Here is a 21,654-nt window from a genome sequence, read left to right on the forward strand (position 1 = left end):
CCGAAGGATCTCACGGGGTCGCTTCGGTTCAGAATGGGCGGCTGCCCGGCACCAGGAAGCTTCGGACGGTTCACGAAACCGGGGGCTTAACCGGGCCGGAAGGCCGTCGGAGAAGAAACGCGATGACGCGCGACAGGATCGAGACAGGCCGGAGGCACGCCCATGCAGGCGGCCCTTGCCGCGTCGATGCCGGCGCCCAAGTCGCCCCTGACAGTCACGCCCTCAATGCCTTCGCTCCCCCCGGGTTCCGCCCGGGCGACGGGGGCGTTTCGGCGTGCAATTGGAACACATGGCCAAGAAAATGCTTATCGACGCCACCCACGCGGAAGAAACCCGCGTCGTGGTGGTGGATGGAAACAAGGTCGAGGAATTCGACTTCGAATCCGAAAACAAACGGCAACTCGCCGGCAATATCTATCTTGCAAAGGTAACCCGGGTCGAACCGTCGCTGCAGGCGGCCTTCGTCGACTACGGCGGCAACCGCCACGGCTTCCTTGCCTTCTCGGAAATCCACCCGGACTACTACCAGATCCCGGTCGCGGACCGTGAGGCCCTGATGGAGGAAGAGCGCGCCTATGCCGAGGCGATGCGCGCCCGCGAGGAAGAAGACGAGAAGCCGAAGAAGAGCCGCTCGCGCACCCGGTCGCGCGCCGCCAAGGCCGACAGCGCCGATGCGACGGTCTCCAAGGAGGCCACGGACGGCGACAGCGACCAGATCGAGGGGATGGAAACCATCGACCTCGACGCGGGCGATTCCACCGAAGAGGGCAGCTCGCCCATGGAAACCGTGCGCGAGACGCCGGTGGAGGAGCCCGAAGACGGATCCGGCGACGAGGCGCTGAGCGCCGAGGATGACGCGGCCGAGGCCTCCGACGACAGCAGCGACGATGACGGCGAAGGCGAGGGCAACGCCCCGCGCAAGGGCCGGTCGCGTTCGCGCAGCTCGTCGGAGAAGGACAGCGACATCGAGTCGGTGGCCGATGACGACGATCACGAGGATATCCGCCCGCCGCGCAAGCCGCGCCCCAAGCGCTACAAGATCCAGGAAGTCATCAAGGTCCGCCAGATCCTGCTGGTGCAGGTCGTCAAGGAAGAGCGTGGCAACAAGGGCGCGGCCCTGACCACCTACCTCTCCCTCGCGGGCCGCTACTGCGTCCTGATGCCCAACACCGCCCGTGGTGGCGGCATCTCCCGCAAGATCACCAATGCCGCCGACCGCAAGAAGCTGAAGGAGATCGCCGCCGAGATCGACGTGCCGACCGGCGCGGGTCTGATCGTGCGCACGGCTGGCGCCAAGCGCACCAAGACCGAGATCAAGCGCGACTACGAATACCTGCAGCGCCTGTGGGAACAGATCCGCGAACTGACGCTGAAATCTATCGCGCCGGCGAAGATCTACGAGGAAGGCGACCTGATCAAACGCTCGATCCGCGACCTCTATAGCCGCGAGATCGACGAGGTTCTGGTGGAAGGCGAACGCGGCTACCGCAACGCCAAGGACTTCATGAAGATGATCATGCCGTCCCACGCCAAGAACGTGAAGCATTACACCGACCCGCTGCCGCTGTTCGCGCGCTACCAGGTCGAGAGCTACCTGGGCGGCATGTTCAACCCGACGGTGCAGCTGAAATCCGGTGGCTACATCGTGATCGGCGTGACCGAGGCGCTGGTGGCGATCGACGTGAACTCCGGCCGGGCCACCAAGGAAGGGTCGATCGAGGAGACCGCGACGAAGACCAACCTGGAGGCCGCCGAAGAGGTGGCGCGCCAGCTGCGTCTGCGCGACCTGGCCGGGCTGATCGTCATCGACTTCATCGACATGGACGAGCGCAAGAACAACCTCGCCGTCGAAAAGAAGATCAAGGACAAGCTGAAGACCGACCGTGCGCGCATCCAGGTTGGCCGCATCTCGGGCTTCGGCCTGCTGGAGATGTCGCGCCAGCGTCTGCGCCCCGGCATGATCGAAGCCACGACGCAGCCCTGTTCGCATTGCCACGGCACCGGCCTGATCCGGTCTGACGACAACATGGCCCTGTCCGTGCTGCGTCAGATCGAGGAAGAGGGCACCCGCCGCCGTACCCGCGAGGTTCTGGTGAAGGTGCCCGTGGGCATCGCCAACTACCTGATGAACCAGAAGCGCGAGCATGTGGCGATGATCGAGGCCCGCTATGGCATGGCCGTGCGGATCGAGGGCGTGCCCTCGATGGTCTCGCCCGACTGCGAGATCGAGAAGTTCAAGACCGCCACCCGCAAGGTGGCCGAGGTGGCCCATGTCATCTCAGCCAGCAGCTCGCTGATGGACAGCATCGACGAGTCGAGCGAGGAGGAGGACGAGAGCGAGGTTCCGGAAACCCCGGAGGAGGAAACCGCTGCCTCCGAGGGGGGCAATCGCTCCGAGGCACCCTCCGGCAATGGCGAGGACGGCGACCAGCCGAAGAAGAAACGTCGTCGGCGCCGTCGGCGTCGGAAGAACAAGGGCGACAACGGGTCTGGCGATGATTCCGTGAGCGGGGACGACAACGTCTCCGGCGAGGATCAGCAGCCGGCGAAGGCGGCAGAGGCCAAGGCGCCGAAAGATGCCTCCGCCAAGGACAATTCGGAGCCCGAGGCTGCTCCTGTAGAGGCCAAGGCAGCCGAGGAGGCCGCTCCCGTGGCCGAAGTGGCGGAAGAAGCACCGGCGCAGGACGCGACGCCGGTCGAGGCCGAGACGCCCGCTGCGAAGACCTCCGAGGATGCTCCCGCCTCCGAGGCCGAACCGGCTGCCGAGGAGGTTGCGGAGGCGGCCGAGGCGGAAACCGCCGAGGCAGCCCCGGCAGAAGCCGAGGAGACGCCCGCCGAGGAAGAGCGCGCGCCGGAGCCTGCCATGGCCGAGGCCGAGGCCGAGGCTGCGAAGGAGCCCGAAGAGGCCGCCCCGGCCAAGCCCAAGAAACGTGGCTGGTGGTCGCTGGGCTGATCCCGCGCCCCATACCCGGACACGGAAGGCCGCCCCCTGGGGCGGCCTTCTTGCGTTTGAAGGTGTTCAGGCGCGGTCCCAGCCCATTTGCCTGCGGGGAGGGGGGGGCGCCGACACCGAGCGCCGTGCCAGGATGGAGAAAGCGATACTTATCAAAGGGATGCGTCTTTTTTCCATGAGTGTTGTTTTTCCTGCTTGACGGTTTCGGCCCCTCCGCTTAGAACGCCCTCCACGGTGAGAGAGCGGTTGTAGCTCAGTTGGTTAGAGTGCCGGCCTGTCACGCCGGAGGTCGCGGGTTCGAGCCCCGTCAACCGCGCCATCACCGTCCTAGAAAGCGTCCCTTCGGGGGCGCTTTTTGCGTTTTCGGCCAAGGCGTTGCGCCGTCCAAAATTCCTTGCGCGAGGGGCGCATTTTCTCATTGACCTGCCCGGCGCCCCAGACTATTCCACGCCCTACGCGCGGTTGTAGCTCAGTTGGTTAGAGTGCCGGCCTGTCACGCCGGAGGTCGCGGGTTCGAGCCCCGTCAACCGCGCCACTTTCCTCCCAGATCATCTTCAGATGCCCATGGTCGAAGTGGCCCCGACGCGCGTCGGTTCCCGACCGTGCCTGTCTCTGCCGCATGCCACGCCCGGCCTGCGAAGCAGGGCGCCTGATTGCTCCCAACAAGCTCGCCCTGGAAGCCTCTAGCCGACAGGACCTCCAGTCTTAGGCATACGTGATCCGCCGGCGGCAAGCACCATCCCGCTTCTTCACGTCGTCGAAAATACTCCGGGGGAGTCTCCGGCACGGAGACGGGGGCAGAGCCCCCCGCCGCCGTCGCATCCCGGCCTGACGCCGCCCCTGCGCGCCTCTCAGGGCCGCGAGTGTAGATCGGCGTAGGTGAACCCATCGGGCCAGATGCCGATCCACAGCCAGCGTTTGCGGTGCTGCAGCTGGTAGAGGACGTGATCCAGATGCGCCTGGTCCAGCCACAGACGGATCGTCTGGTCTTCTTCCTTGTAATAGGGGGGCTTCAGGTCCTCGGGGGCGCGAAAACGCAGGATGCCGCGCGTCACCTGGGAACTGGGCGAGGCGATACCGGTCACCTCGATCTGGCTGAGGCCGCGCAGCGCGGGCGCGGCCTCAGCGCCGGTGGTGTGGATCACGTCCTGCACCAGCAGGATCTCCCGCCGGATGTCCGTCACCGCCGCCGAGGCATAGGGTTCGGCCTCGATGGCATGCAGGCGGGCGTCGATCTCTTCTTCGATATTCAGGGCCATGGCGTCTCTCCTCCGGCCGGCGAAACGGGCCGGGGGAGAGACGCGCGGCGGTTTCGTCAGCGGCTCAGCGCGTCCAGCACCCGGGCCCAGCTTCTGATTCCTTTATGAAAGGAGTTAAGATCGTATTTCTCGTTGGGGGAGTGCAGCGCATCATCTTCCAGCCCGAAGCCAATCAGCATGGCGTTCATGTCCAGCAGGCGCCCGAAATGCCCCGCGATCGGGATGGACCCACCGCAGCCGATATAGGCCGCCGGGTTGGGCCATTCGTCGGACAGCGCCTGGCGCGCCTTCTCGAAGGCCGGGTCGGAGATATCCATCTGTCCCGCGCCGGAGGCGCCATGGGCCTTGAACTCCACCTTGCAGTCCTCGGGCAGCAGCTCCTGCACATAGGCGCGGAAGCTTTCGCGGATCGCATGGGGGTCCTGCTGGCCCACCAGGCGGAAGGAGATCTTCATGTGCGCCTGCGAGGGCAGCACGGTCTTGAACCCTTCGGAGGTGTAGCCACCCCAGATCCCGTTCACCTCGCAGGTGGGACGGGACCAGACCATTTCCAGCGGCGTCCGATCCTGTTCGCCGGCCGGTTTCGACAGGCCCACGTCGCCCAGGAACTGGTCGGCGTCGAAGCCCAGACCCTCCCACTGTGCCATCAGCTCGGCGGGCACCTCCGGCACGCCATCGTAGAAGCCGGGGATGGTCACGCGGCCCTGATCGTCATGCAGCGCCGCCACGACATTGGACAACGCGCGGATCGGGTTCATCGCCGCCCCGCCGTAGAAGCCCGAGTGCAGGTCCTTGTCCGGCCCCGTCACCGTCAGCTCCTCGCCCAGCATGCCGCGCAGCATGGTGACGATCGCCGGCGTCTTGGGGTCGAACATGGCGGTGTCGCAGATCAAGGCGACATCGGCTTTCAGCTCCTTGGCGTTTTCCTTCATGTAGGGGATCAGCGACGGAGAGCCGCTTTCCTCCTCGCCCTCGAAGAAGAAGGTGATGCGGCAGGGGAGTTGCCCGTGCACCTCGGTCCAGGCGCGGCAGGCCTCGACGAAGGTCATCAGCTGGCCCTTGTCATCGGACGACCCGCGACCACGGATGACGCGGCCCTTGGGCGTGTCCTGGATCTCCGGCTCGAAGGGCGGTGTGTTCCACAGCTCCAGCGGGTCGACGGGCTGCACGTCGTAGTGGCCGTAGAACAGCAGATGCGGCACGTCCTCGCCCTCGGGGCCGACATGGCCCACGACCATCGGATGGCCGGGGGTGGGGCGCTTCGACACCTTAGCGCCGATGGAGGTCAGATCGGCCACCAGCCAGTCGGCGGCGGTTTCGCAATCAGCCTTGTAGGCCGGGTCGGTCGAGATGGAGGGGATTCGCAGCAGCTCCATCAGTCGCTGGGTGGCATCATCCAGATCGCCGTCGATGTGGTTCAGCACGGGATCCAGGGAGGGTGAGGCGGACATGGCGGCTCCTTTCGCGGTTTCGGGCGGAGCGTACCACCGGGCGGCGGAGTGTCCAGCCGCGCCGGAGTGGGGCCGGAGGATGCCGCTGGTCCTCAAATGCACGACCCCGCCAGCCGGGGGCAGACGGGGTCGCGAAAAAGGGTCGGTGCTGAAAAGGCCTGAAGAAAACGGGAAAACTTGTAAGGGCATTCTGCTATGCCCGGTGCCGGGCGGTAAAGTAAGGGATACCCGACCTTTTGGCGCCGGCGGCAGGGTGTGGCCGCAGGCAGGCGGGCGCGGCGCCGGGGAGCCTGCAGGAAAAGTCCTGCGCCTTTCGCCAGATAGCCGTCCCGGCTTGACCCATGTCAAAGTTGCAGGGGGCGGCATTTTGTAACGCTTCCAACGCGGGGGGATGATCTTATTTTCATTCCAAAGTGAGGTCCGGGATGTTACACCCGAACCGCCCGAGGGGTTTCAATGCCCGCGGACAGACCCGAGGCGGCCCGCCATGCGGCGGACCCGATGAGAGACGGACCGAGAGCAGCAAGGGCCCGCACGGGGCTCGTAAATCCCGTGACAGACCGGCAGCGGCCCGCCAAGGTGAAGACGAAGCAAGGAAAGACCAAGCCCGTGACTTACGAAGCCCAACTCGACCAGGCACTCGGCAAGCTGCATGATGAAGGGCGCTATCGCACCTTTATCGACATCGTCCGTCACAAGGGGCATTTCCCGCACGCGACCTGGCGCCGACCCGACGGGACCGAGCGCCCGGTGACCGTGTGGTGCGGCAACGACTACCTCGGCATGGGGCAGCACCCGGTGGTGCTGGAGGCGATGCACGACGCGCTGGACAAGGCGGGCGCCGGGTCGGGCGGCACGCGCAACATCTCGGGCACGACGCTGTATCACAAGGCGCTGGAGGCGGAGATCGCCGACCTGCACCAGAAGGAAGCGGCGCTGGTCTTCACCTCCGCCTACGTGGCCAACGACGCGACTCTCTCGACCCTGCCGAAGCTCTTCCCGGGCCTGATCATCTATTCGGACGCGCTGAACCACGCCTCGATGATCGAGGGCGTACGCCGCAACGGCGGGGCCAAGCGCATCTTCCGCCACAATGATGTCGAGCATCTGCGCGAACTGCTGGAGGCCGACGATCCGGCGGCGCCGAAGCTGATCGCGTTTGAATCGGTCTATTCGATGGATGGCGATTTCGGCCGTATCGACGAGATCTGCGACCTTGCGGACGAATTCAACGCCCTGACCTATATCGATGAGGTCCACGCGGTCGGCATGTACGGCCCCCGCGGCGGCGGTGTGACCGAGCGGGACAACAACGTGCACCGCATCGACATCGTCAACGGCACCATGGCCAAGGCCTTTGGCGTGCTGGGCGGCTACATCGCCGCGTCGGCCAAGATGGTGGATGCCATCCGTTCCTACGCACCGGGCTTCATCTTCTCCAGCTCGCTGCCGCCCGCCGTGGCCGCCGGCTGTGCCGCCTCGATCCGCCATCTGAAGGGCGACCAGGCGCTGCGCGACAAGCACCAGGAAGGCGCCGCCATCCTGAAGACCCGGTTCAAGGCCCTGGGCCTGCCGCTGATCGACCATGGCAGCCACATCGTGCCGGTGATCGTCGGCAATCCGGTGCACACCAAGATGCTGTCGGACATGCTGCTGGACGATCATGGCATCTACGTGCAGCCGATCAACTTCCCCACCGTGCCGCGCGGCACGGAGCGTCTGCGCTTCACCCCCAGCCCGGTGCATGGGCCGCTGGAGACCGAGAAGCTGATCCGCGCCATGGACAGCCTGTGGTCGCACTGCGCCCTGAACCGCCAGGAAATGGCGGGCTGAACGGGGCAGGGCGCGATCCCGCCAGCAAGACCAGATCTGCAAGCACCCGGGCCAGGCCCGGGTGTTTCATTTCGATGTCAGCGACGGGGCGTTCGGGTGAGGGACGTGCGCCGGCAAGTGCGCGAGCTTGCGATAAGGGGGGCGGCTGGAGCGCGCCCGAAGCCAAGCGCCCTTCATTCTTCGGTAAGGGTTTTACGCTTTGTTACCGGAACTGTTACCAGCGGGATAACCCGTAAGCGTTTCCGACGGGTCGGTTTTTCCGGGCCGACCCGGGGGCGCGGCGGCGGGAAAGGCAAGATGGCACCAGGTCCCACAATCTTTGCATCCTGCGCGGAAGGACGCCTAAATGTGGCGTGGGCCACGCTATTCGCGCACCAAATAGCTTGAAACATGTTACCGTCTTCTAAACAAAGAACACGACTCGAATCGGGGGATTCACGGGTCGACTCAAGGCAAACGGGGCAGCGGGATGATACGGCGCAGGCAGCCTGACAGGGGAAAAGCACCCAACGATCCGAGAGGATTCGACGACTTCGAGCTGCGGCTCGGGGACGTGATGCGGGGCGAACGCGCGACCATGGGCAAGTCGCTTCTGGACGTGCAGCGCGAGTTGCGGATCAAGGCAAATTACATTGCCGCGATCGAGAACGCCGACCCCGACGCATTTGATACACCCGGTTTCATCGCAGGCTATGTGCGGTCCTACGCGCGCTACCTCGGCATGGAGCCGGATGAGACCTACGCGAAATTCTGCGCCGAAAGCGGGTTCACCACCGCGCACGGCATGTCGGCCGACGCCTCCTCGCGCGCCAAGCCCGATGCGCGGCTGGAGCCGCGCAAGGCCAAGCGGGCGCCGGGCAGCGATCCCTTCACCGACCCCAACACCCCCTTCGTGCCCCAGGGCGAAAGCTTCCTGTCGCGCATCGAGCCGGCGGCCATCGGGTCGTCGCTGGTGCTGCTGGCGGTGATCGGTGGGCTGGCCTACGGCGGCTATCGCGTGCTGAACGAGGTTCAGCAGGTGCGCTTCGCCCCGGTCGAGAACACCCCGGACGTACTGGCCGATATCGACCCGCTGGCGGGCGCGACCCGCGTGGTCGAGGACCCGGTGCAAAGCGCCGAGGCCTCCGGCGTCTTCAACCCGCCGCGTGACGGCATGGACCGTCTCTATCGCCCGAAGGCGCTGGACGTGCCGGTGGTCGTGTCCCGGGATGCCCCGATTTCCACGCTGAACCCGTCGCAGATCGGCACCTTCGCCCAGGCGGGCGCGGGCGCAACGGGCCTCGTCTCGCGCGGTGCGCCGTCGGGCAGCCAGATGAGCGACGAGGACCGTGCCGTGGCCCTGGCCCTGGGCCTGGAAAGTGATGACGGTGTGGCCGATGGCGGCGCTGCGCCCGGCTCCCCGCAGGTGGTCGCCGAAGCCCGGGCTGGCGTCAGCCTGGTGGCGGTGCGCCCCGCCTGGGTGCGGGTGCAGAGCAATGACGGCACCATCCTCTTCGAGAAGATCCTGGATGCGGGCGAGACCTACGAGCTGCCCAGGACCGAGGATGCGCCGGTGCTGCGCGCGGGCATGTCGGGTTCGATCTACTTCCAGGTCGATGGCGAGTATTATGGCCCCGCCGGGGATGGCACCAGCACGATCCGCAACGTGGGCCTGTCTGTCGACGACCTGAAGACCAGCTACGCCGTGGCCGACCTGTCGCGCGACCCCGAGGCCGAGCGTATGATCGCCGTGGCCGAGGCCGATCTGGGCCAGGTGGTCGTCGAGGACTGAGCGACACCAGCGCCGCATGAGTTTCCGAAACGCCCGGGCCACGTGCCCGGGCGTTTTGCATTCCGCGCCACCCCATGCGGCCTCAGGGTCGCGGAGAGAGGGCAGGAAGGCGTCATCGAACCTTGTCTTGCCAGCCTCGCCAACGGCCCTTAGGAGGGGCCTCTTTGCGAAAAGATGCGAGGCAGGGCGATGCAGGATGCGATCAACGGCTGGGTGGCCTCGGCCGAGGCATGGATGGACAGCCAGGGCGCGGAGGGCGATTTCTCGCGCCGCTGGATCCTCGATCGGGTGATGCTGGAGCGGGTGGAGGCGCAGCAGCCCAGGGCGCGCGCGGCCCTCGACGTAGGCTGCGGCGAGGGGCGGTTTTGCCGCCTCCTGCGGGATCGCGGCATCCCCGCGACGGGGCTGGAGCCGGTGGAGCCCCTGCGCGCGCGGGCCGAGGCGCTCGACCCGACGGGGCGCTATTGCGCGGGACAGGCCGAGGCGCTGCCCTTCGATGACGGCAGTTTCGATCTGTTGGTCAGCTATCTGACGCTGATCGACATTGACGGGGTGGAAGAGGCTCTGGCCGAGATGGTGCGGGTGCTGCGGCCGGGCGGTCAGCTGCTGATCGCCAACATCAATCCCTTCTGCTCCGCCGGGGGCTGGGTGAAGGATGCCGAGGGCCGATCGCTCCATTTCGCCGCTGACCGCTACCTGGAGATCCGTGCGGAATGGCAGGAATGGGCGGGGATCCGCATCGTCAACTGGCACCGGCCGATGGAGGCCTACATGCAGCCACTGCTGCGCGCCGGCCTGCGCCTGACCCATTTCAGCGAACCCGCCCCCCATGGCGGCCCCGCCGAAAGGGTGGAGAAATACACCCGTCTGCCGTGGTTCCACGTCATGGAATGGCGCAAGGACTAGTCCTGTCGGGCCGCATGGGGTTTCGCGCGCCGCCCCGGCCTCCTATCTGTGAAGGACGGCCGGGCGTGGCGCATTGCACCGCTGCGCTGCCTGTCGTATCCAACGCCCAAAGCGCAACCAGAGGGCCTGTCCCATGTCGCATAATCCCGTCCGTCCCTGGCGTAACATCGACCGGCGCGAAAGCCGCCGGATCATGGTGGGTGACGTGCCCGTGGGGGGCGGTGCGCCGATCTCGGTGCAGACGATGACCAACACGGTCACCACCGACATCAAGGGCACCATCGCCCAGGTGCAGCGCGCCGCAGAGGCCGGGGCCGACATCGTGCGCGTTTCCGTGCCCGACCAGGACAGCGCCAAGGCCCTGAAGGAGATCTGCCGCGAAAGCCCCGTGCCGATCGTCGCGGACATCCATTTCCACTACAAGCGCGGCATCGAAGCGGCCGAGGCGGGCGCGGCCTGCCTGCGGATCAACCCCGGCAACATCGGGGATGAGAAGCGCGTGGCCGAGGTCATCAAGGCGGCGCGGGACCACAACTGTTCCATCCGCATCGGCGTGAACGCCGGCAGCCTGGAAAAGCACCTGCTGGAGAAATATGGCGAGCCGTGCCCCGACGCGATGGTGGAATCGGGCATGGATCACATCAAGATCCTGCAGGACCACGACTTCCACGAGTTCAAGATCAGCGTGAAGGCCAGCGACGTCTTCATGTCCGCCATGGCCTACCAGATGCTGGCGGAACAGACCGATGCGCCCATCCACCTCGGGATAACCGAGGCGGGCGGTCTGACCTCCGGCACGATCAAGAGCGCCATCGGCCTGGGCCAGCTGCTATGGATGGGTATCGGCGACACGTTGCGCGTCTCGCTGTCGGCCGATCCCGTGGAAGAGGTGAAGGTCGGCTACGAGATCCTGAAATCCCTCGGGCTGCGGCACCGGGGCGTCAACATCATCTCCTGCCCCTCCTGCGCGCGCCAGGGCTTTGACGTCATCAAGACGGTCGAGACGCTGGAACGGCGGCTGGAACACATCAAGACACCGATGAGCCTTTCGATCATCGGCTGCGTGGTGAACGGCCCCGGTGAGGCTCTGATGACCGACGTGGGCTTCACCGGCGGCGGCGCGGGCAGCGGGATGGTCTACCTGGCGGGCAAGGCCAGCCACAAGATGTCGAACGACCAGATGGTCGATCACATCGTCGAAGAGGTGGAAAAGCGCGCCCAGGCGATCGAGGACGGCAAGGTCGAGGCCCAGGCGGCGGAGTGATCCGGCATCACCGCGCGGGGTCGGCGGATGGCCCCGCGGTCTCAGCTGCCGTGCAGCAGAAGCAGCACGACCAGCAGGCCTATAGCGATACCGAACAGCGCCCGGCCCACGTGCCACAGCACGACAGGCAGCAGCACCACCAGCTCCAAGAGCCGGTCGCTGAGGCGTCTTGGCCGTCTATGGAAGCTTTCCTCGCGCATGGCGGGAAAGATAGCACACCTGGCTCGCCTGAAAATGTCACGCCGCCGTGATCGGCTTTTATTCGCTGAGGTAGCGCTTCAGCACGATCCCGGGCATGGCGCCCCGGATCAGCCGGTCTGGCATCACGTAGGAAGGGGAGGCGTCCAGCCCCAGCCGGGTGAACAGCGCGGCCTCGGCCGCGAGATCGGCGCGTAGGCGGTCGGACATGGGCAGGCTCTGCGGATCGACGCCGGTCTGTCGCAGAACGGTATCGGCATCCGTCTCGGGCGCTTCGGCCAGCGCGGTGCGATAGGCCAGGGCGGCCTCGGCGCCTTTCGCCTTTTCCAGGGCACGGGCCAGCAGGTCGGCACGGCTGTCGGACAGGCTGCGGCGTTCCACGCGCAGGCCTGGCATCTCCTCCACCAGCGCGCGCAGCTCGGCCTCGGCCTGCAGGCAGTCGGCGCAGCGCGCGGCGGTGAAGAGGGTGATCCCGGCGGGGCCGTTCGCCGCGCCGAAACCCCGGGGCGTGACGTTGAACAGCGCCTCGGCCAGATCCGCGATCGTGGCGCGGTCCCCGGCGATCTCGGCGGCCAGGTCGGAGGCGGCATCAGCGGCCATGCGGCGCCGGGCCTCGGCGCGGGTCTGTTCGATCAGCTCGGGTTCCTCCAGCAGCAGGGCGCGCAACTCCTGCCCAAGAAGGGCGGGATCGCTTTGCAGGGACTGCCAGAGGTCGTCTGCCCGCGCCCCGAGGGCGGCGAGGGCGATCGCGGGGGCGACGAGGCCGACAAGGGCCAGGGCGCGGGGCGGGCGCATCATTCCTGGCGCAGGTCCGCCACGATGGAACGCATGCCCTGCAGCGGTACGTAGCCGCGCAGCATGGTGTCTTCCATGATGAAGGTGGGCGTGCCGGTGATCTGCAGCTGCTGCGCCAGGGCGCGGTTGGCATTGATCACGGCGTTCACCTCGTCGCTTTGCAGCTCGGCCAGCACGGGGGTCGGATCGATCTGCAGCGAGTTCAGCAGGCGGGTGGCGGAAACTTCGTCGTAGCCGCCGGAATAGGTCATCAGCGCGTCGTGCAGCGTCTTGTAGGCCTCGTCGCCGGCGGTGATCTGGGTGGCGATGGCCAGGCGCGAGGCGGCAACGCTGTCTTCGCCCAGGATCGGGAATTCCTTCAGCACGAAGCGGATGTTCCCGTCGCTCTCCACCAGCTGCTCGACCTCCTCGAAGGCCTTGCGGCAGTAGCCGCAGCGGTAGTCCATGAATTCCACCAAGGTGATGTCGCCCTCGGGGTTGCCGCCGACCCAGGAATGATCGTCGTTGAAGATCGCCTCGGCGTTCTGTTCGATCATCGAGACCTCGGCCTCGGCAGCCTGTTCCTGCTGCCGGTTCTCCAGCACCTGGATCGCTTCCAGCAGCACCTCGGGGTGTTCCATCAGGTAGGCGCGGACCTCGGCGCGGAACTGTTCGCGCTCGGGCTCGGTCAGGGGCGTGGTGCCGGGCACGCTTTCCTGCGCCAGCGCGGGCGCGGGCAGGGTGGAGGGCAGCAGGGTGGCGCCCAGGGCCAGGGCGGCGGTGGTGGCGGCTCCAAGCAGCGGGCGGGAACGAAGGCTTTGCATCATCTGGGATCTTTCATCGGGCCTGTCGGCCGTTTCGGGCCGCCCGGAGGACGGGTGGCGGGACGCGGAAGACCTGCGCCGGTGCGGCGCGGCCCAGGGGAAGCCGCACGCAGGCGGCGGTGACGGGTCGGGGGCGGGGTCGTCTCTCCGCCTCCCTCATGGCATTCAACACATCCCGCCTGCCTTGCCAAGGTGGGCGACCCTGCGGCACAGGACCCGGTGGCCGGGCGGCCGGACAGACGCGCGTCTTTCGGGCGCAGGACGGCAGGCTGGACAAGGGATGGATAGACGGGCGCGTCGGGCAGGGGGCTGATCAGGCGCGATCCGCGCCGATGGCGCTTTTGGCCCTCAGGGTGACGCGAATGGATCAAAATCTGTGCAGGCGCAGAGGGAAAAATCAGGCGAACTGCAAAAACTGTGCGCAGGTGCACCATTTAACGCCCCCCTTCCGGGGCCAATATGGCCCCCTCTTCCTTGACCTCGCGCTACGCGCCTGTTGAAACCATGACATCTGCAACAATCATCGGAGATGCTCATGCGAGTTTCAACCCGCGGAGAGGTTGATGCCTTCATCGTGATGGATGTGATGACCCGTGCTGCCGAACTGGAGGCCGAGGGACGCCACATCATCCACATGGAGGTCGGCCAACCCGGGACGCCAGCACCGAAGGCAGCGCGCGACAAGCTGTCCAGGGCGTTGGAGACGGAGTCGCTGGGCTATTCCCTGACCGTCGGTCTGCCGGAGCTGCGCGAGGGCATCGCGAAGCTCTACGACCGCTGGTACGGGGTCGACCTGGACCCGGAACGGGTCATCATCACCTCCGGCTCCTCCGCCGGCTTCCTGCTCAGCTTCGCATCGCTCTTCGACGCCGGGGACCGGGTGGGGATCGGCGCGCCGGGCTACCCGTCCTACCTGCAGATCCTGAAGGCCATGGACCTTGAGCCGGTGGTCCTGGAAACCGCCGAGGCGCGGCGTTTCCAGCCCGCGCCGGAGGATATCCGGGGCGTGGGCCTGGATGGTCTGATGGTTGCCTCTCCCGGCAACCCGTCGGGCACCATGCTGTCCAAGTCCGCGCTGACGGAGCTGGTGGAGGCGACCCAGGCCGAGGGCACCGCCCTGATTTCGGACGAGATCTACCACGGTCTGCACTATGAGGAGCGCGCCCATACCGCGCTGGAGATCACCGACGACACCTATGTCATCAACTCCTTCTCCAAGTATTTCAGCATGACCGGCTGGCGCGTCGGCTGGATGGTGGTGCCCGAGGATCACGTGCGCCGGGTCGAGCGTCTTGCCCAGCACATGTTCATCTGCGCCCCCACGGCCAGCCAGGTTGTCGCCTGCGGCGCGCTGGAGGCGATGGACGAGCTGGAGGAAAGCCGCGCGGTCTATGCGCGCAACCGCGCCCTGCTGCTGAAAGGCCTGCCGAAGGCGGGCTTCGGCCATATCGCCCCGCCCGATGGTGGCTTCTACATCTATGCCGATGTCAGCGCGCTGACCGAAGACTCGCGCGCCTTCGCGCGGGAGATCCTGGAAGAGGCCGGGGTTGCCGTGACGCCGGGGCTCGATTTCGACAAGGCGCGCGGTCTGCGCACCCTGCGCTTCTCCTACGCGGGCGCCACCGAGGATATCGAGGAGGGTCTGCTGCGGCTGGAGAAATTCATGGCCCGTCGCGGCGCACTGGTCGACTGAAACAGCCCGCAGAATGACGAAAGGGGCGCCCGGGGGCGCCCCTTTCCTGTTTACCGTGAGTGGGGGAACATTGCGGCGTTCAGCGGAAAGGCTCGTTGAGCCGCAGGAGCCGGCGATGAAATGCCGGGATCTGATCCGCGTCGATCAGGCCCGCCTGGCGGGCACTGGCGAAGACCTGGGCCGTGTTGCGGCCAAGATGTTCATAGACGACACGGGCCGCGCGCGGCCCCGACGCCGCCTCGCGGATGGTGCGGGTGGTGTAGCCTTCCCAGAAATTGTTGTCGAAGGCCGCTACCCGGGCAAGGAAGTTGAAAGAACAGGTCACCGAACCACGGCGCGACACCAGGGCGGCAACGCCCTGTTCCTGCGCCATCAGCAGGCCGCGGAACTCGCGGGTCTGCGGGTCGTCGGGCAGACCCTGCTGGCGCATCGCCTCGCGGGCCTCGAAACCGCGCAGGAAGGTGAACCCGTCCTCGCGCGAAACATGCACGAGGCCCAGAACGGCCTTCTCGCTGTCGATGAAGCTGACCCGGGTGAAGCGGTAGAATCCGGAGGGGAACATCTGCTCATCTACCAGCGTGGCCGCCCGGCCCAGGTACTCGGCGATGATGGGATGGCTCAGCAGGTCCTGGTTGGCCGGCTTCACCTCGTTCACCGGCTCCAGCAGGATACGGGCGTCGGTGCCGAAGAACTGGCAGATGCGGTGCAGGACGTCCGGACGCGGGAAGCTCTCTCCGGAGAGATAGCGATTGTACTGCGTGCGGTTGATGCCCAGCTCGCGGCACAGGCCTGCGATGGACGGGTACTGGCTGCTGAGCTGGCGCAGATTCGCACCGAAGATGCCGCGGATTTCGACCGGCTTCAGGTCGGACTGATCGGTTTTGAAACCTAGGCTAACCACTTGTTATCTCTCCGGACGTGCGTTGATGGCGTCTGCTCATCATTATTCCACTGATCGTGTCTTCTTCTTCCTTGATGTGACGCGAAAAGACGTCACGCATGTTTCTCTATAACGTCATTTCGTCATTGATGCGACACAAAAACAGACACCACGACACGGAAAGGCCTATGTAAAAGCGCGCGCTTTTCACTCATCCTGAACCGAGGGTAAACGCGTCTTCAATTCACGGGGAAGCCAATGTTCGGGATAGTTCTGTGGAGTGCGGCCGAGAACGACAGGGCGGTGGTCTGGTGCGAAGATCACGGGGATCTGGCGTTTTTCCGAGCGGAATCAATGGGTAACAAGGGGGCGCGGCCGCATCTTGATGCCGGCGATCTGCTTCAGTTCGAGCTGAATGAGCGGGGCGACATGCGGCTGGTGGAGAACCCGCGCGTGGTTGCCGAGGAACACTACCCGTCTCTGGCCTGCAAGTTGCGCGAAGTGGGCGAGATCCGCCCGAAAGCTGGCGCCAGGTCGCATCCGACGCCGCCCGGCGACAACGGGCGCCCGATCGTGGTGCCTTTCCCTGGCAAGGCCCAGCGTGACGCGAAAAAGCGTCAGAAAGGGCGCATGGCCTGAGCGGCATGGCGTCGCCCGGTGGGCAGGCGCAGCGATGTGCCAAACGAAAAGCCGCGCGAGGCCCGCGCGGCTTTTGCTGTTTTTGGGGCTGTGACCGGGGGCGGGACCAGACCCCGCCGCCGGATTGCCGTCAGCTTTCGCCGCGCGACAGCGCCGCGACGCCGGTACGGGCCAGTTCAGCCAGACCCAGCGGGCGCATCAGCTCGGCGAAGGCGTCGATCTTGTCCGGCGTGCCGGTCAGTTCGAAGGTAAAGCTGGTCAGGGTGGAATCCACCACCTTGGCGCGGAAGATGTCCGCCAGGCGCAGCGCCTCGACCCGCTTGTCGCCGTCGCCCGCGACCTTGATCAGCGCCAGTTCGCGTTCCACCGTTGGGCCCTCGACGGTCAGGTCGTTGACCTGGTGGACCGGCACGATGCGCCCCAGCTGGGCCTTGATCTGTTCGATCACCTGCGGCGTGCCGCGGGTGACGATGGTGATGCGGGACCGCTTGCCGGTATGATCCACCTCGGCCACCGTCAGGCTTTCGATGTTGTAGCCGCGACCCGAGAACAGGCCGATGACCCGTGCCAGCACGCCCGCCTCGTTGTCCACGACCACCGCCAGCGTGTGCTGTTCGATCGTGTCCGAGAAGGTGGGGCGTAGATTGTAGGCCGAATGGCTCGTCGAGCCTTTTTTCAGTTTCAGAGCGTTCATCTTCTTTCCTCCGAAGGAGATCCGTTGAGACGGCAGGGCGGGGGGACCCGCCTTACCTTCGGTTCATCACACCAGCACGGCGCCGCCGGCCTGGATGGCGCCTTCGGTCGAGGCGTCGCCAAGCAGCATCTCGTTATGCGCCTTGCCCGAGGGGATCATCGGGAAGCAATTCTCGTGTTTCTCCACCAGGCAGTCGAAGATCACCGGGCCGTCGTAATTGATCATCTCCATGATCGCATCGTCCAGATCGGCGGGGTCGGAACACTGGATCCCCTTGGCGCCGAAGGCCTCGGCCAGCTTGACGAAATCGGGCAGGCTTTCCGACCAGCTCGACGAATAGCGTTCGCCGTGCAGCAGCTGCTGCCACTGGCGCACCATGCCGAGGCGTTCGTTGTTGAGGATGAACTGCTTCACCGGCAGGCCGTACTGCATGGCCGTACCCATTTCCTGCATGTTCATCAGCCAGGACGCCTCGCCGGCGACGTTGACGACCAGCGCGCCCGGATGCGCCTGCTGCACGCCCACGGAGGCGGGGAAGCCATAGCCCATGGTGCCCAGGCCGCCAGAGGTCATCCAGCGGTTCGGGTCGTCGAAATGCAGGAACTGCGCGGCCCACATCTGGTGCTGGCCGACCTCGGTGGTGATGTAGCGATCCATCCCCTTGGTCAGGGCCTCCAGCCGCTCCAGCGCGTACTGGGGTTTGATGACCGTTTCCGAGTTTTTGTAGGCCAGACAGTTCTTCGTCTTCCAGCCCTCGATCTTCTGCCACCACTTGGCCAGCGCCTCGCGGTCCATCTTGCGGCCGCGGGCCTTCCAGACGCGCAGCAGGTCTTCCAGCACGTGGGCCACGTCGCCGACGATCGGGAAATCGACGTGGATGATCTTGTTGATCGAACTGGGGTCGATGTCGATATGGGCCTTCACCGAATGCGGCGAGAAGGCATCGGTGCGGCCGGTGATCCGGTCGTCGAAGCGGGCGCCGACGCAGATCATCAGATCGCAGTCGTGCATCGCCATGTTCGCCTCGTAGAGGCCGTGCATGCCAAGCATCCCCAACCACTTGTCGCCTGAGGCCGGGTAGGCGCCAAGGCCCATCAGGGTCGAGGTGATCGGCGCGCCGGTGGCCTCCACCAGTTCGCGCAGAAGCTGGCTCGCCGCGGGGCCGGAGTTGATGACGCCGCCGCCGGTGTAGAAGACGGGCTTCTTGGCGGTTTCCAGCGCGGCGACCAGCTCGGTGATTTCCTCCATGTCGCCCTTCACGGGCGGCTGGTAGCGGAACTCCGAGGCTTTCGGCTTGGCGGTGTAGGTGCCGGTGGCGAACTGCACGTCCTTGGGGATGTCGACCAGGACGGGGCCCGGACGGCCGGAGGTGGCGACATGGAAGGCGGCATGCAGCAGGCGCGGCAGGTCCTCGGTATCCTGGACCAGCCAGTTGTGCTTGGTGCAGGGACGGGTGATGCCGACGGTGTCGGCTTCCTGGAAGCCGTCGGTGCCGATCATGAAGGTGGGGACTTGGCCCGACAGGACGATCAGCGGAATGGAATCCATCAGCGCATCGGTCAGGCCCGTCACGGCGTTGGTCGCGCCAGGGCCGGAAGTCACCAGGGCCACGCCCGGCTTGCCGGTGGAGCGCGCATAGCCTTCGGCGGCATGCACCGCGGCCTGTTCGTGACGCACCAGGATGTGGCGAATGTCGTTCTGCTGGAAGATCTCGTCATAGATCGGCAGGACGGCCCCGCCGGGATAGCCGAATACCGTGTCCACACCCTGATCCCTCAGGGCCTGGACCACCATTTTCGCACCGCTCATCTGACGTGCCATCTTGCTTCTCCGTCTGTCGCCGCAGGGGCGGCTTCTCCTCACACCGCGGGCCGGGCCGCGGACAATAAAAAACCCCCGGGGGACAATCCGGGGGCGCATGGGATCCTGATAGGGTTTCCGGCTTTCACCGGCCCACGCGCCAAGCTCCTACAATAATTACTAGTGCGGTCATGTCCCGAGGGCTCCTTCAGTCGTGAGAGGAGGAATAGGAGGTCGGTGGGGCGAGGTCAATGGCTAATCCTGTAGAAAAATGTCGCGAAGGGCCGGTTTTATTTCCGAAAGTTGCGTGTGCCGCCGGGAATCTTTGCGCGGGCCGGCAGGCGGGGCCGGGGAACGGTGCCCCGGCCGCCTCTGCGATGCGACTCCCCCTCGGGATACTTCCAGCAAATAGGAGAGCCGGGACGGCGCGGTGCCCGGCGGCGGGGCTCAGAAACTCCTGCCCGGGGCCTGCAGCACGCCATGTTCCATCGCATAGCGGGTCAGCCCGGCGGTGGAGGAGATGCCCAGCTTCTTCTTCAGGTTCTTGCGATGCGTCTCGACCGTGCGCACGGAGATGTCGAGGGCGATGGCGACTTCCTTGTTCGACTTGCCCTGGGCCAGCTGCAGCAGGATCGTCTGTTCGCGGTTGGTTAGGTGACCGGCACCGCGCGGCGGCGCCAGAGAGCCCTGGGCGCCGGTGCAGAGATAGCGTTCGCCCTGCATCACCATGTCGATCGCCGTCTTGATCTCATCCGTCGGCACGTCCTTCAGGATGTAGCCAAGCGCCCCGTGGTCCAGCGCGGTGGAGATATATTCGGGGCTGTCGTGCATCGACAGGATCAGGATCTTCAGCCAGGGGTGTTCCTCCAGCAGGATCTCGCAGGCGGTCAGCCCGCCCATCTCGGGCATGTTGAGATCCAGCAGGATCACGTCGGGCCGGACGTCCTCCACCGCGTCGATGATCGCCCGGCCGTTGCGATAGGTGCCCACCACGGCGATGTCGGGGAAACTGTCGAGGATCGCCTCGATCCCCTCGGCCACCATGGGGTGGTCGTCGACGATGGCGACGCGGATCATCTGCGGTGTCTCGGGCGTGTCGGTCATGCGGTGTCCTTCGTTGCGTCGGGCTTTTGCGGGCGCGTCGGGCGGTCCTGGGTGTCGAGATCGGGAGAGGCGGCGTCGATCACCTTGGACAGGGGCACGGTGACCTCGATCCGGGTGCCATGGTCCGGGCCGGACCGCTGGCCGCTGATATGCAGGGTGCCGCCCATCTGGTCGACCCGTTCCTGCATGTTGCGCAGGCCCATGCCGCGCGCCTCATCGGCATGGGGCGGCAGGCCGCGACCGTTGTCATGGATCTTCAACGTGGCGCCTGATCGGTGGCCGCGCAGGTCCATCTCCACCCGGGTCGCGCCGGAATGGCGTTCGACATTGGTCAGCGCCTCCTGGGCGATGCGGTAGAGACCGATCTTGGCATCATTGTGCAGCCGGTTGCGGAAGACGACGGTGGTGAACTCGGTCTCGATGCCTGTGCGGGCGCCGAAATCCTCCACCAGGGCCTTCAGCGCGGGGCCGAGGCCCAGATCGTCCAGCACCCCCGGGCGCAGGTCGCGGGAGATCCGGCGCACCTCCTGGATGGCGCCGGACAGGCTGTCCATGCCCCGGTCCAGCTGCTCGCCGGCCCGCGCGTCCCCGGCATCGAGCCGGCGCCGCGCGGCGTCGAGGGCGTATTTCACCCCGACGAGGAGCTGCGAGATACCGTCGTGCAATTCCCGCGCGACCCGGCCGCGTTCCTCTTCCTGGGCGTCGAAGACCCGTTGCGTCAGCGCCGTCAGCTTGGCGTCCGCCAGGCGGCGTTCGCGGATGTTGATCAAGAGGCCGGAGGCGAAGACCAGCACCAGCGCGGCGGCGGTGATCGCCCCGATGTAGAGGAAGGTACGCTGCACCCGCGCCTCCACGTCGGCGCGGGCGGCGGCGGTGGTGGCCAGCACGTCGTCGATGAAGACGCCGGTGCCCATGGCCCATTTCCATGAATGCAGCGCCGTGACGTAGGAGACCATCAGCGCCTCTTCCCCGGTGTCCGGCTTGGGCCAGAGGTGGGTGACATAGCCGGTGCCCTCGCGTGCGGTCTCGATGAACTCGCGCACCACGTATTTGCCGTTGCCGTCGCGCAGGTCCCACCAGTTTTCACCGATCATGTCGGTCTGGCGCGGCGACACCAGGTTGGTGCCGTCGTAGTCGTAGACGAAGAAGAAGCCCTCGTTGCCGTAGATCATAGCCGACAGGATCTGCTTCACCGTTTCCTGCGCGGACAGGTCGTCCGGCCCGGCCATGCCGTAGACCCGGTTCAGCCCGTTGCGCGCTTGGTCGACGTAGTTGCGCAGCTCTGCCTGCTTGGCCAGGATCATCTGCCGTTCCAGCGCCGCGATCTCGCGTTCGGCCAATTCGCGCGACTGGGCCTGCACCAGGATCGAGATCGCGGCCACGGCCAGGATCAGCGGCAGGGTGGCCAGAAGGAAGAGCTTCTGGCCGTAGGTCAGGCTGATGCGGGACAGAAGGGGCCGGGGGGCAGGGCGGGGCATAGGACGGGTCGGGGACCTTTCGGCGCGGCGGCCGCGAAGGCCGGTGTCGGGGCGGCGCACGCGGCACAGGGCAGGGCGGCCGGGTGATTCCTCTCCCGTGGGTCACGGGGCGTTTATCCCACAAATAGCGGCG

General features: G+C 66.2%; 16 protein-coding genes and 2 tRNA genes. 9 read left to right on the forward strand and 9 right to left on the reverse strand.

Features of this window, described 5'->3' with window-relative positions; all coding sequences use genetic code 11:
• Positions 1–289: 289 nt before the first annotated feature.
• The 3 genes from LC066_RS00105 (at position 290) to LC066_RS00115 (ending at position 3,488) form a co-directional block, all read left to right on the forward strand.
• Positions 290–2,953, forward strand: coding sequence for an Rne/Rng family ribonuclease (locus LC066_RS00105; RefSeq protein WP_224896042.1), 2,664 nt, complete (start codon positions 290–292; stop codon positions 2,951–2,953).
• A 242-nt stretch (positions 2,954–3,195) separates the two neighbouring features.
• Positions 3,196–3,272 (forward strand) — tRNA-Asp (locus tag LC066_RS00110).
• Between the two features lie 139 nt (positions 3,273–3,411).
• A tRNA-Asp gene (locus LC066_RS00115) sits at positions 3,412–3,488 on the forward strand.
• Between the two features lie 316 nt (positions 3,489–3,804).
• Here LC066_RS00115 and LC066_RS00120 read toward each other — a convergent pair.
• Entirely contained in the window at positions 3,805–4,212 is a 408-nt protein-coding gene (locus tag LC066_RS00120) for a hypothetical protein (RefSeq protein ID WP_222479361.1), read from the reverse strand.
• A 56-nt stretch (positions 4,213–4,268) separates the two neighbouring features.
• On the reverse strand, positions 4,269–5,663 hold the full coding sequence (locus LC066_RS00125) for a M20/M25/M40 family metallo-hydrolase (protein WP_224896043.1): 1,395 nt from the start codon (positions 5,661–5,663) through the stop codon (positions 4,269–4,271).
• A 609-nt stretch (positions 5,664–6,272) separates the two neighbouring features.
• Between LC066_RS00125 and hemA the strand changes: the two genes are divergently transcribed.
• The 4 genes from hemA to ispG all read left to right on the forward strand — a co-directional run bounded on the left by hemA (position 6,273) and on the right by ispG (position 11,437).
• Positions 6,273–7,496, forward strand: a complete 1,224-nt coding sequence (gene hemA, locus LC066_RS00130) for a 5-aminolevulinate synthase (RefSeq protein WP_222479358.1) — start codon at positions 6,273–6,275, stop codon at positions 7,494–7,496.
• Positions 7,497–8,052: 556 nt separating this feature from the next.
• Positions 8,053–9,267: a RodZ domain-containing protein gene (locus LC066_RS00135; protein ID WP_222479356.1), complete on the forward strand. Its 1,215-nt coding sequence runs from the start codon at positions 8,053–8,055 to the stop codon at positions 9,265–9,267.
• A 189-nt stretch (positions 9,268–9,456) separates the two neighbouring features.
• A complete protein-coding gene (locus LC066_RS00140) occupies positions 9,457–10,173 on the forward strand; it encodes a class I SAM-dependent methyltransferase (protein WP_224896045.1) in 717 nt (238 codons plus the stop codon).
• 133 nt (positions 10,174–10,306) lie between these two features.
• Positions 10,307–11,437, forward strand: coding sequence for a flavodoxin-dependent (E)-4-hydroxy-3-methylbut-2-enyl-diphosphate synthase (ispG, locus tag LC066_RS00145; RefSeq protein ID WP_222479352.1), 1,131 nt, complete (start codon positions 10,307–10,309; stop codon positions 11,435–11,437).
• Between the two features lie 258 nt (positions 11,438–11,695).
• Here the strand turns inward: ispG and LC066_RS00150 are convergent, their stop codons facing one another.
• Positions 11,696–12,433: a hypothetical protein gene (locus LC066_RS00150; protein WP_224896046.1), complete on the reverse strand. Its 738-nt coding sequence runs from the start codon at positions 12,431–12,433 to the stop codon at positions 11,696–11,698.
• Positions 12,430–13,236 carry a DsbA family protein gene (locus LC066_RS00155; RefSeq protein ID WP_224896047.1) on the reverse strand — a complete coding sequence of 269 codons (807 nt, stop codon included), beginning with the start codon at positions 13,234–13,236 and terminating at the stop codon, positions 12,430–12,432. The genes LC066_RS00150 and LC066_RS00155 overlap by 4 nt, the downstream gene beginning before the upstream one ends.
• Positions 13,237–13,768: 532 nt before the next feature.
• On the opposite strand from LC066_RS00155, the gene LC066_RS00160 reads away from it, so the two are divergent.
• The gene (locus LC066_RS00160; protein ID WP_224896048.1) at positions 13,769–14,926 is read left to right on the forward strand and encodes a pyridoxal phosphate-dependent aminotransferase; all 1,158 of its coding nucleotides are present in this window, start codon (positions 13,769–13,771) and stop codon (positions 14,924–14,926) included.
• Between the two features lie 79 nt (positions 14,927–15,005).
• Here LC066_RS00160 and LC066_RS00165 read toward each other — a convergent pair whose 3' ends face one another.
• Positions 15,006–15,827: a helix-turn-helix domain-containing protein gene (locus LC066_RS00165; RefSeq protein WP_222479343.1), complete on the reverse strand. Its 822-nt coding sequence runs from the start codon at positions 15,825–15,827 to the stop codon at positions 15,006–15,008.
• A 237-nt stretch (positions 15,828–16,064) separates the two neighbouring features.
• Between LC066_RS00165 and LC066_RS00170 the strand changes: the two genes are divergently transcribed.
• The gene (locus LC066_RS00170; RefSeq protein ID WP_224896049.1) at positions 16,065–16,445 is read left to right on the forward strand and encodes a hypothetical protein; all 381 of its coding nucleotides are present in this window, start codon (positions 16,065–16,067) and stop codon (positions 16,443–16,445) included.
• A gap of 130 nt (positions 16,446–16,575) precedes the next feature.
• On the opposite strand, the gene ilvN is transcribed toward LC066_RS00170, so the two are convergent.
• From ilvN to LC066_RS00190, 4 genes are all read right to left on the reverse strand, one after another.
• Positions 16,576–17,139 (reverse strand): acetolactate synthase small subunit, encoded by a 564-nt coding sequence (gene ilvN, locus LC066_RS00175; RefSeq protein ID WP_224896050.1) that lies wholly within the window; start codon positions 17,137–17,139, stop codon positions 16,576–16,578.
• Positions 17,140–17,205: 66 nt separating this feature from the next.
• The gene (locus tag LC066_RS00180) at positions 17,206–18,960 is read right to left on the reverse strand and encodes an acetolactate synthase 3 large subunit (RefSeq protein ID WP_222479335.1); all 1,755 of its coding nucleotides are present in this window, start codon (positions 18,958–18,960) and stop codon (positions 17,206–17,208) included.
• A gap of 426 nt (positions 18,961–19,386) precedes the next feature.
• Positions 19,387–20,043: a response regulator transcription factor gene (locus tag LC066_RS00185; protein ID WP_222479333.1), complete on the reverse strand. Its 657-nt coding sequence runs from the start codon at positions 20,041–20,043 to the stop codon at positions 19,387–19,389.
• Positions 20,040–21,521 (reverse strand): cache domain-containing protein, encoded by a 1,482-nt coding sequence (locus LC066_RS00190; RefSeq protein ID WP_224896051.1) that lies wholly within the window; start codon positions 21,519–21,521, stop codon positions 20,040–20,042. The genes LC066_RS00185 and LC066_RS00190 overlap by 4 nt, the downstream gene beginning before the upstream one ends.
• Between the last annotated feature and the right edge of the window lie 133 nt (positions 21,522–21,654).

The organism is Pseudooceanicola marinus (genome assembly GCF_020177265.1).
GTDB classification, from domain to species: Bacteria; Pseudomonadota; Alphaproteobacteria; order Rhodobacterales; family Rhodobacteraceae; genus Pseudooceanicola; species Pseudooceanicola marinus_A.

Coding starts and splice junctions, on each gene's coding strand:
- LC066_RS00135 (WP_222479356.1), top strand. CDS start 8,053: ATGCGGGGCGAACGCGCGACCATGGGCAAGTCGCTTCTGGACGTGCAG.
- LC066_RS00155 (WP_224896047.1), bottom strand. CDS start 13,236: ATGATGCAAAGCCTTCGTTCCCGCCCGCTGCTTGGAGCCGCCACCACC.
- ispG (WP_222479352.1), top strand. CDS start 10,307: ATGTCGCATAATCCCGTCCGTCCCTGGCGTAACATCGACCGGCGCGAA.
- LC066_RS00170 (WP_224896049.1), top strand. CDS start 16,065: ATGTTCGGGATAGTTCTGTGGAGTGCGGCCGAGAACGACAGGGCGGTG.
- LC066_RS00160 (WP_224896048.1), top strand. CDS start 13,769: ATGCGAGTTTCAACCCGCGGAGAGGTTGATGCCTTCATCGTGATGGAT.
- LC066_RS00105 (WP_224896042.1), top strand. CDS start 290: ATGGCCAAGAAAATGCTTATCGACGCCACCCACGCGGAAGAAACCCGC.
- ilvN (WP_224896050.1), bottom strand. CDS start 17,139: ATGAACGCTCTGAAACTGAAAAAAGGCTCGACGAGCCATTCGGCCTAC.
- LC066_RS00125 (WP_224896043.1), bottom strand. CDS start 5,663: ATGTCCGCCTCACCCTCCCTGGATCCCGTGCTGAACCACATCGACGGC.
- LC066_RS00190 (WP_224896051.1), bottom strand. CDS start 21,521: ATGCCCCGCCCTGCCCCCCGGCCCCTTCTGTCCCGCATCAGCCTGACC.
- LC066_RS00180 (WP_222479335.1), bottom strand. CDS start 18,960: ATGGCACGTCAGATGAGCGGTGCGAAAATGGTGGTCCAGGCCCTGAGG.
- LC066_RS00185 (WP_222479333.1), bottom strand. CDS start 20,043: ATGACCGACACGCCCGAGACACCGCAGATGATCCGCGTCGCCATCGTC.
- LC066_RS00120 (WP_222479361.1), bottom strand. CDS start 4,212: ATGGCCCTGAATATCGAAGAAGAGATCGACGCCCGCCTGCATGCCATC.
- LC066_RS00150 (WP_224896046.1), bottom strand. CDS start 12,433: ATGATGCGCCCGCCCCGCGCCCTGGCCCTTGTCGGCCTCGTCGCCCCC.
- LC066_RS00140 (WP_224896045.1), top strand. CDS start 9,457: ATGCAGGATGCGATCAACGGCTGGGTGGCCTCGGCCGAGGCATGGATG.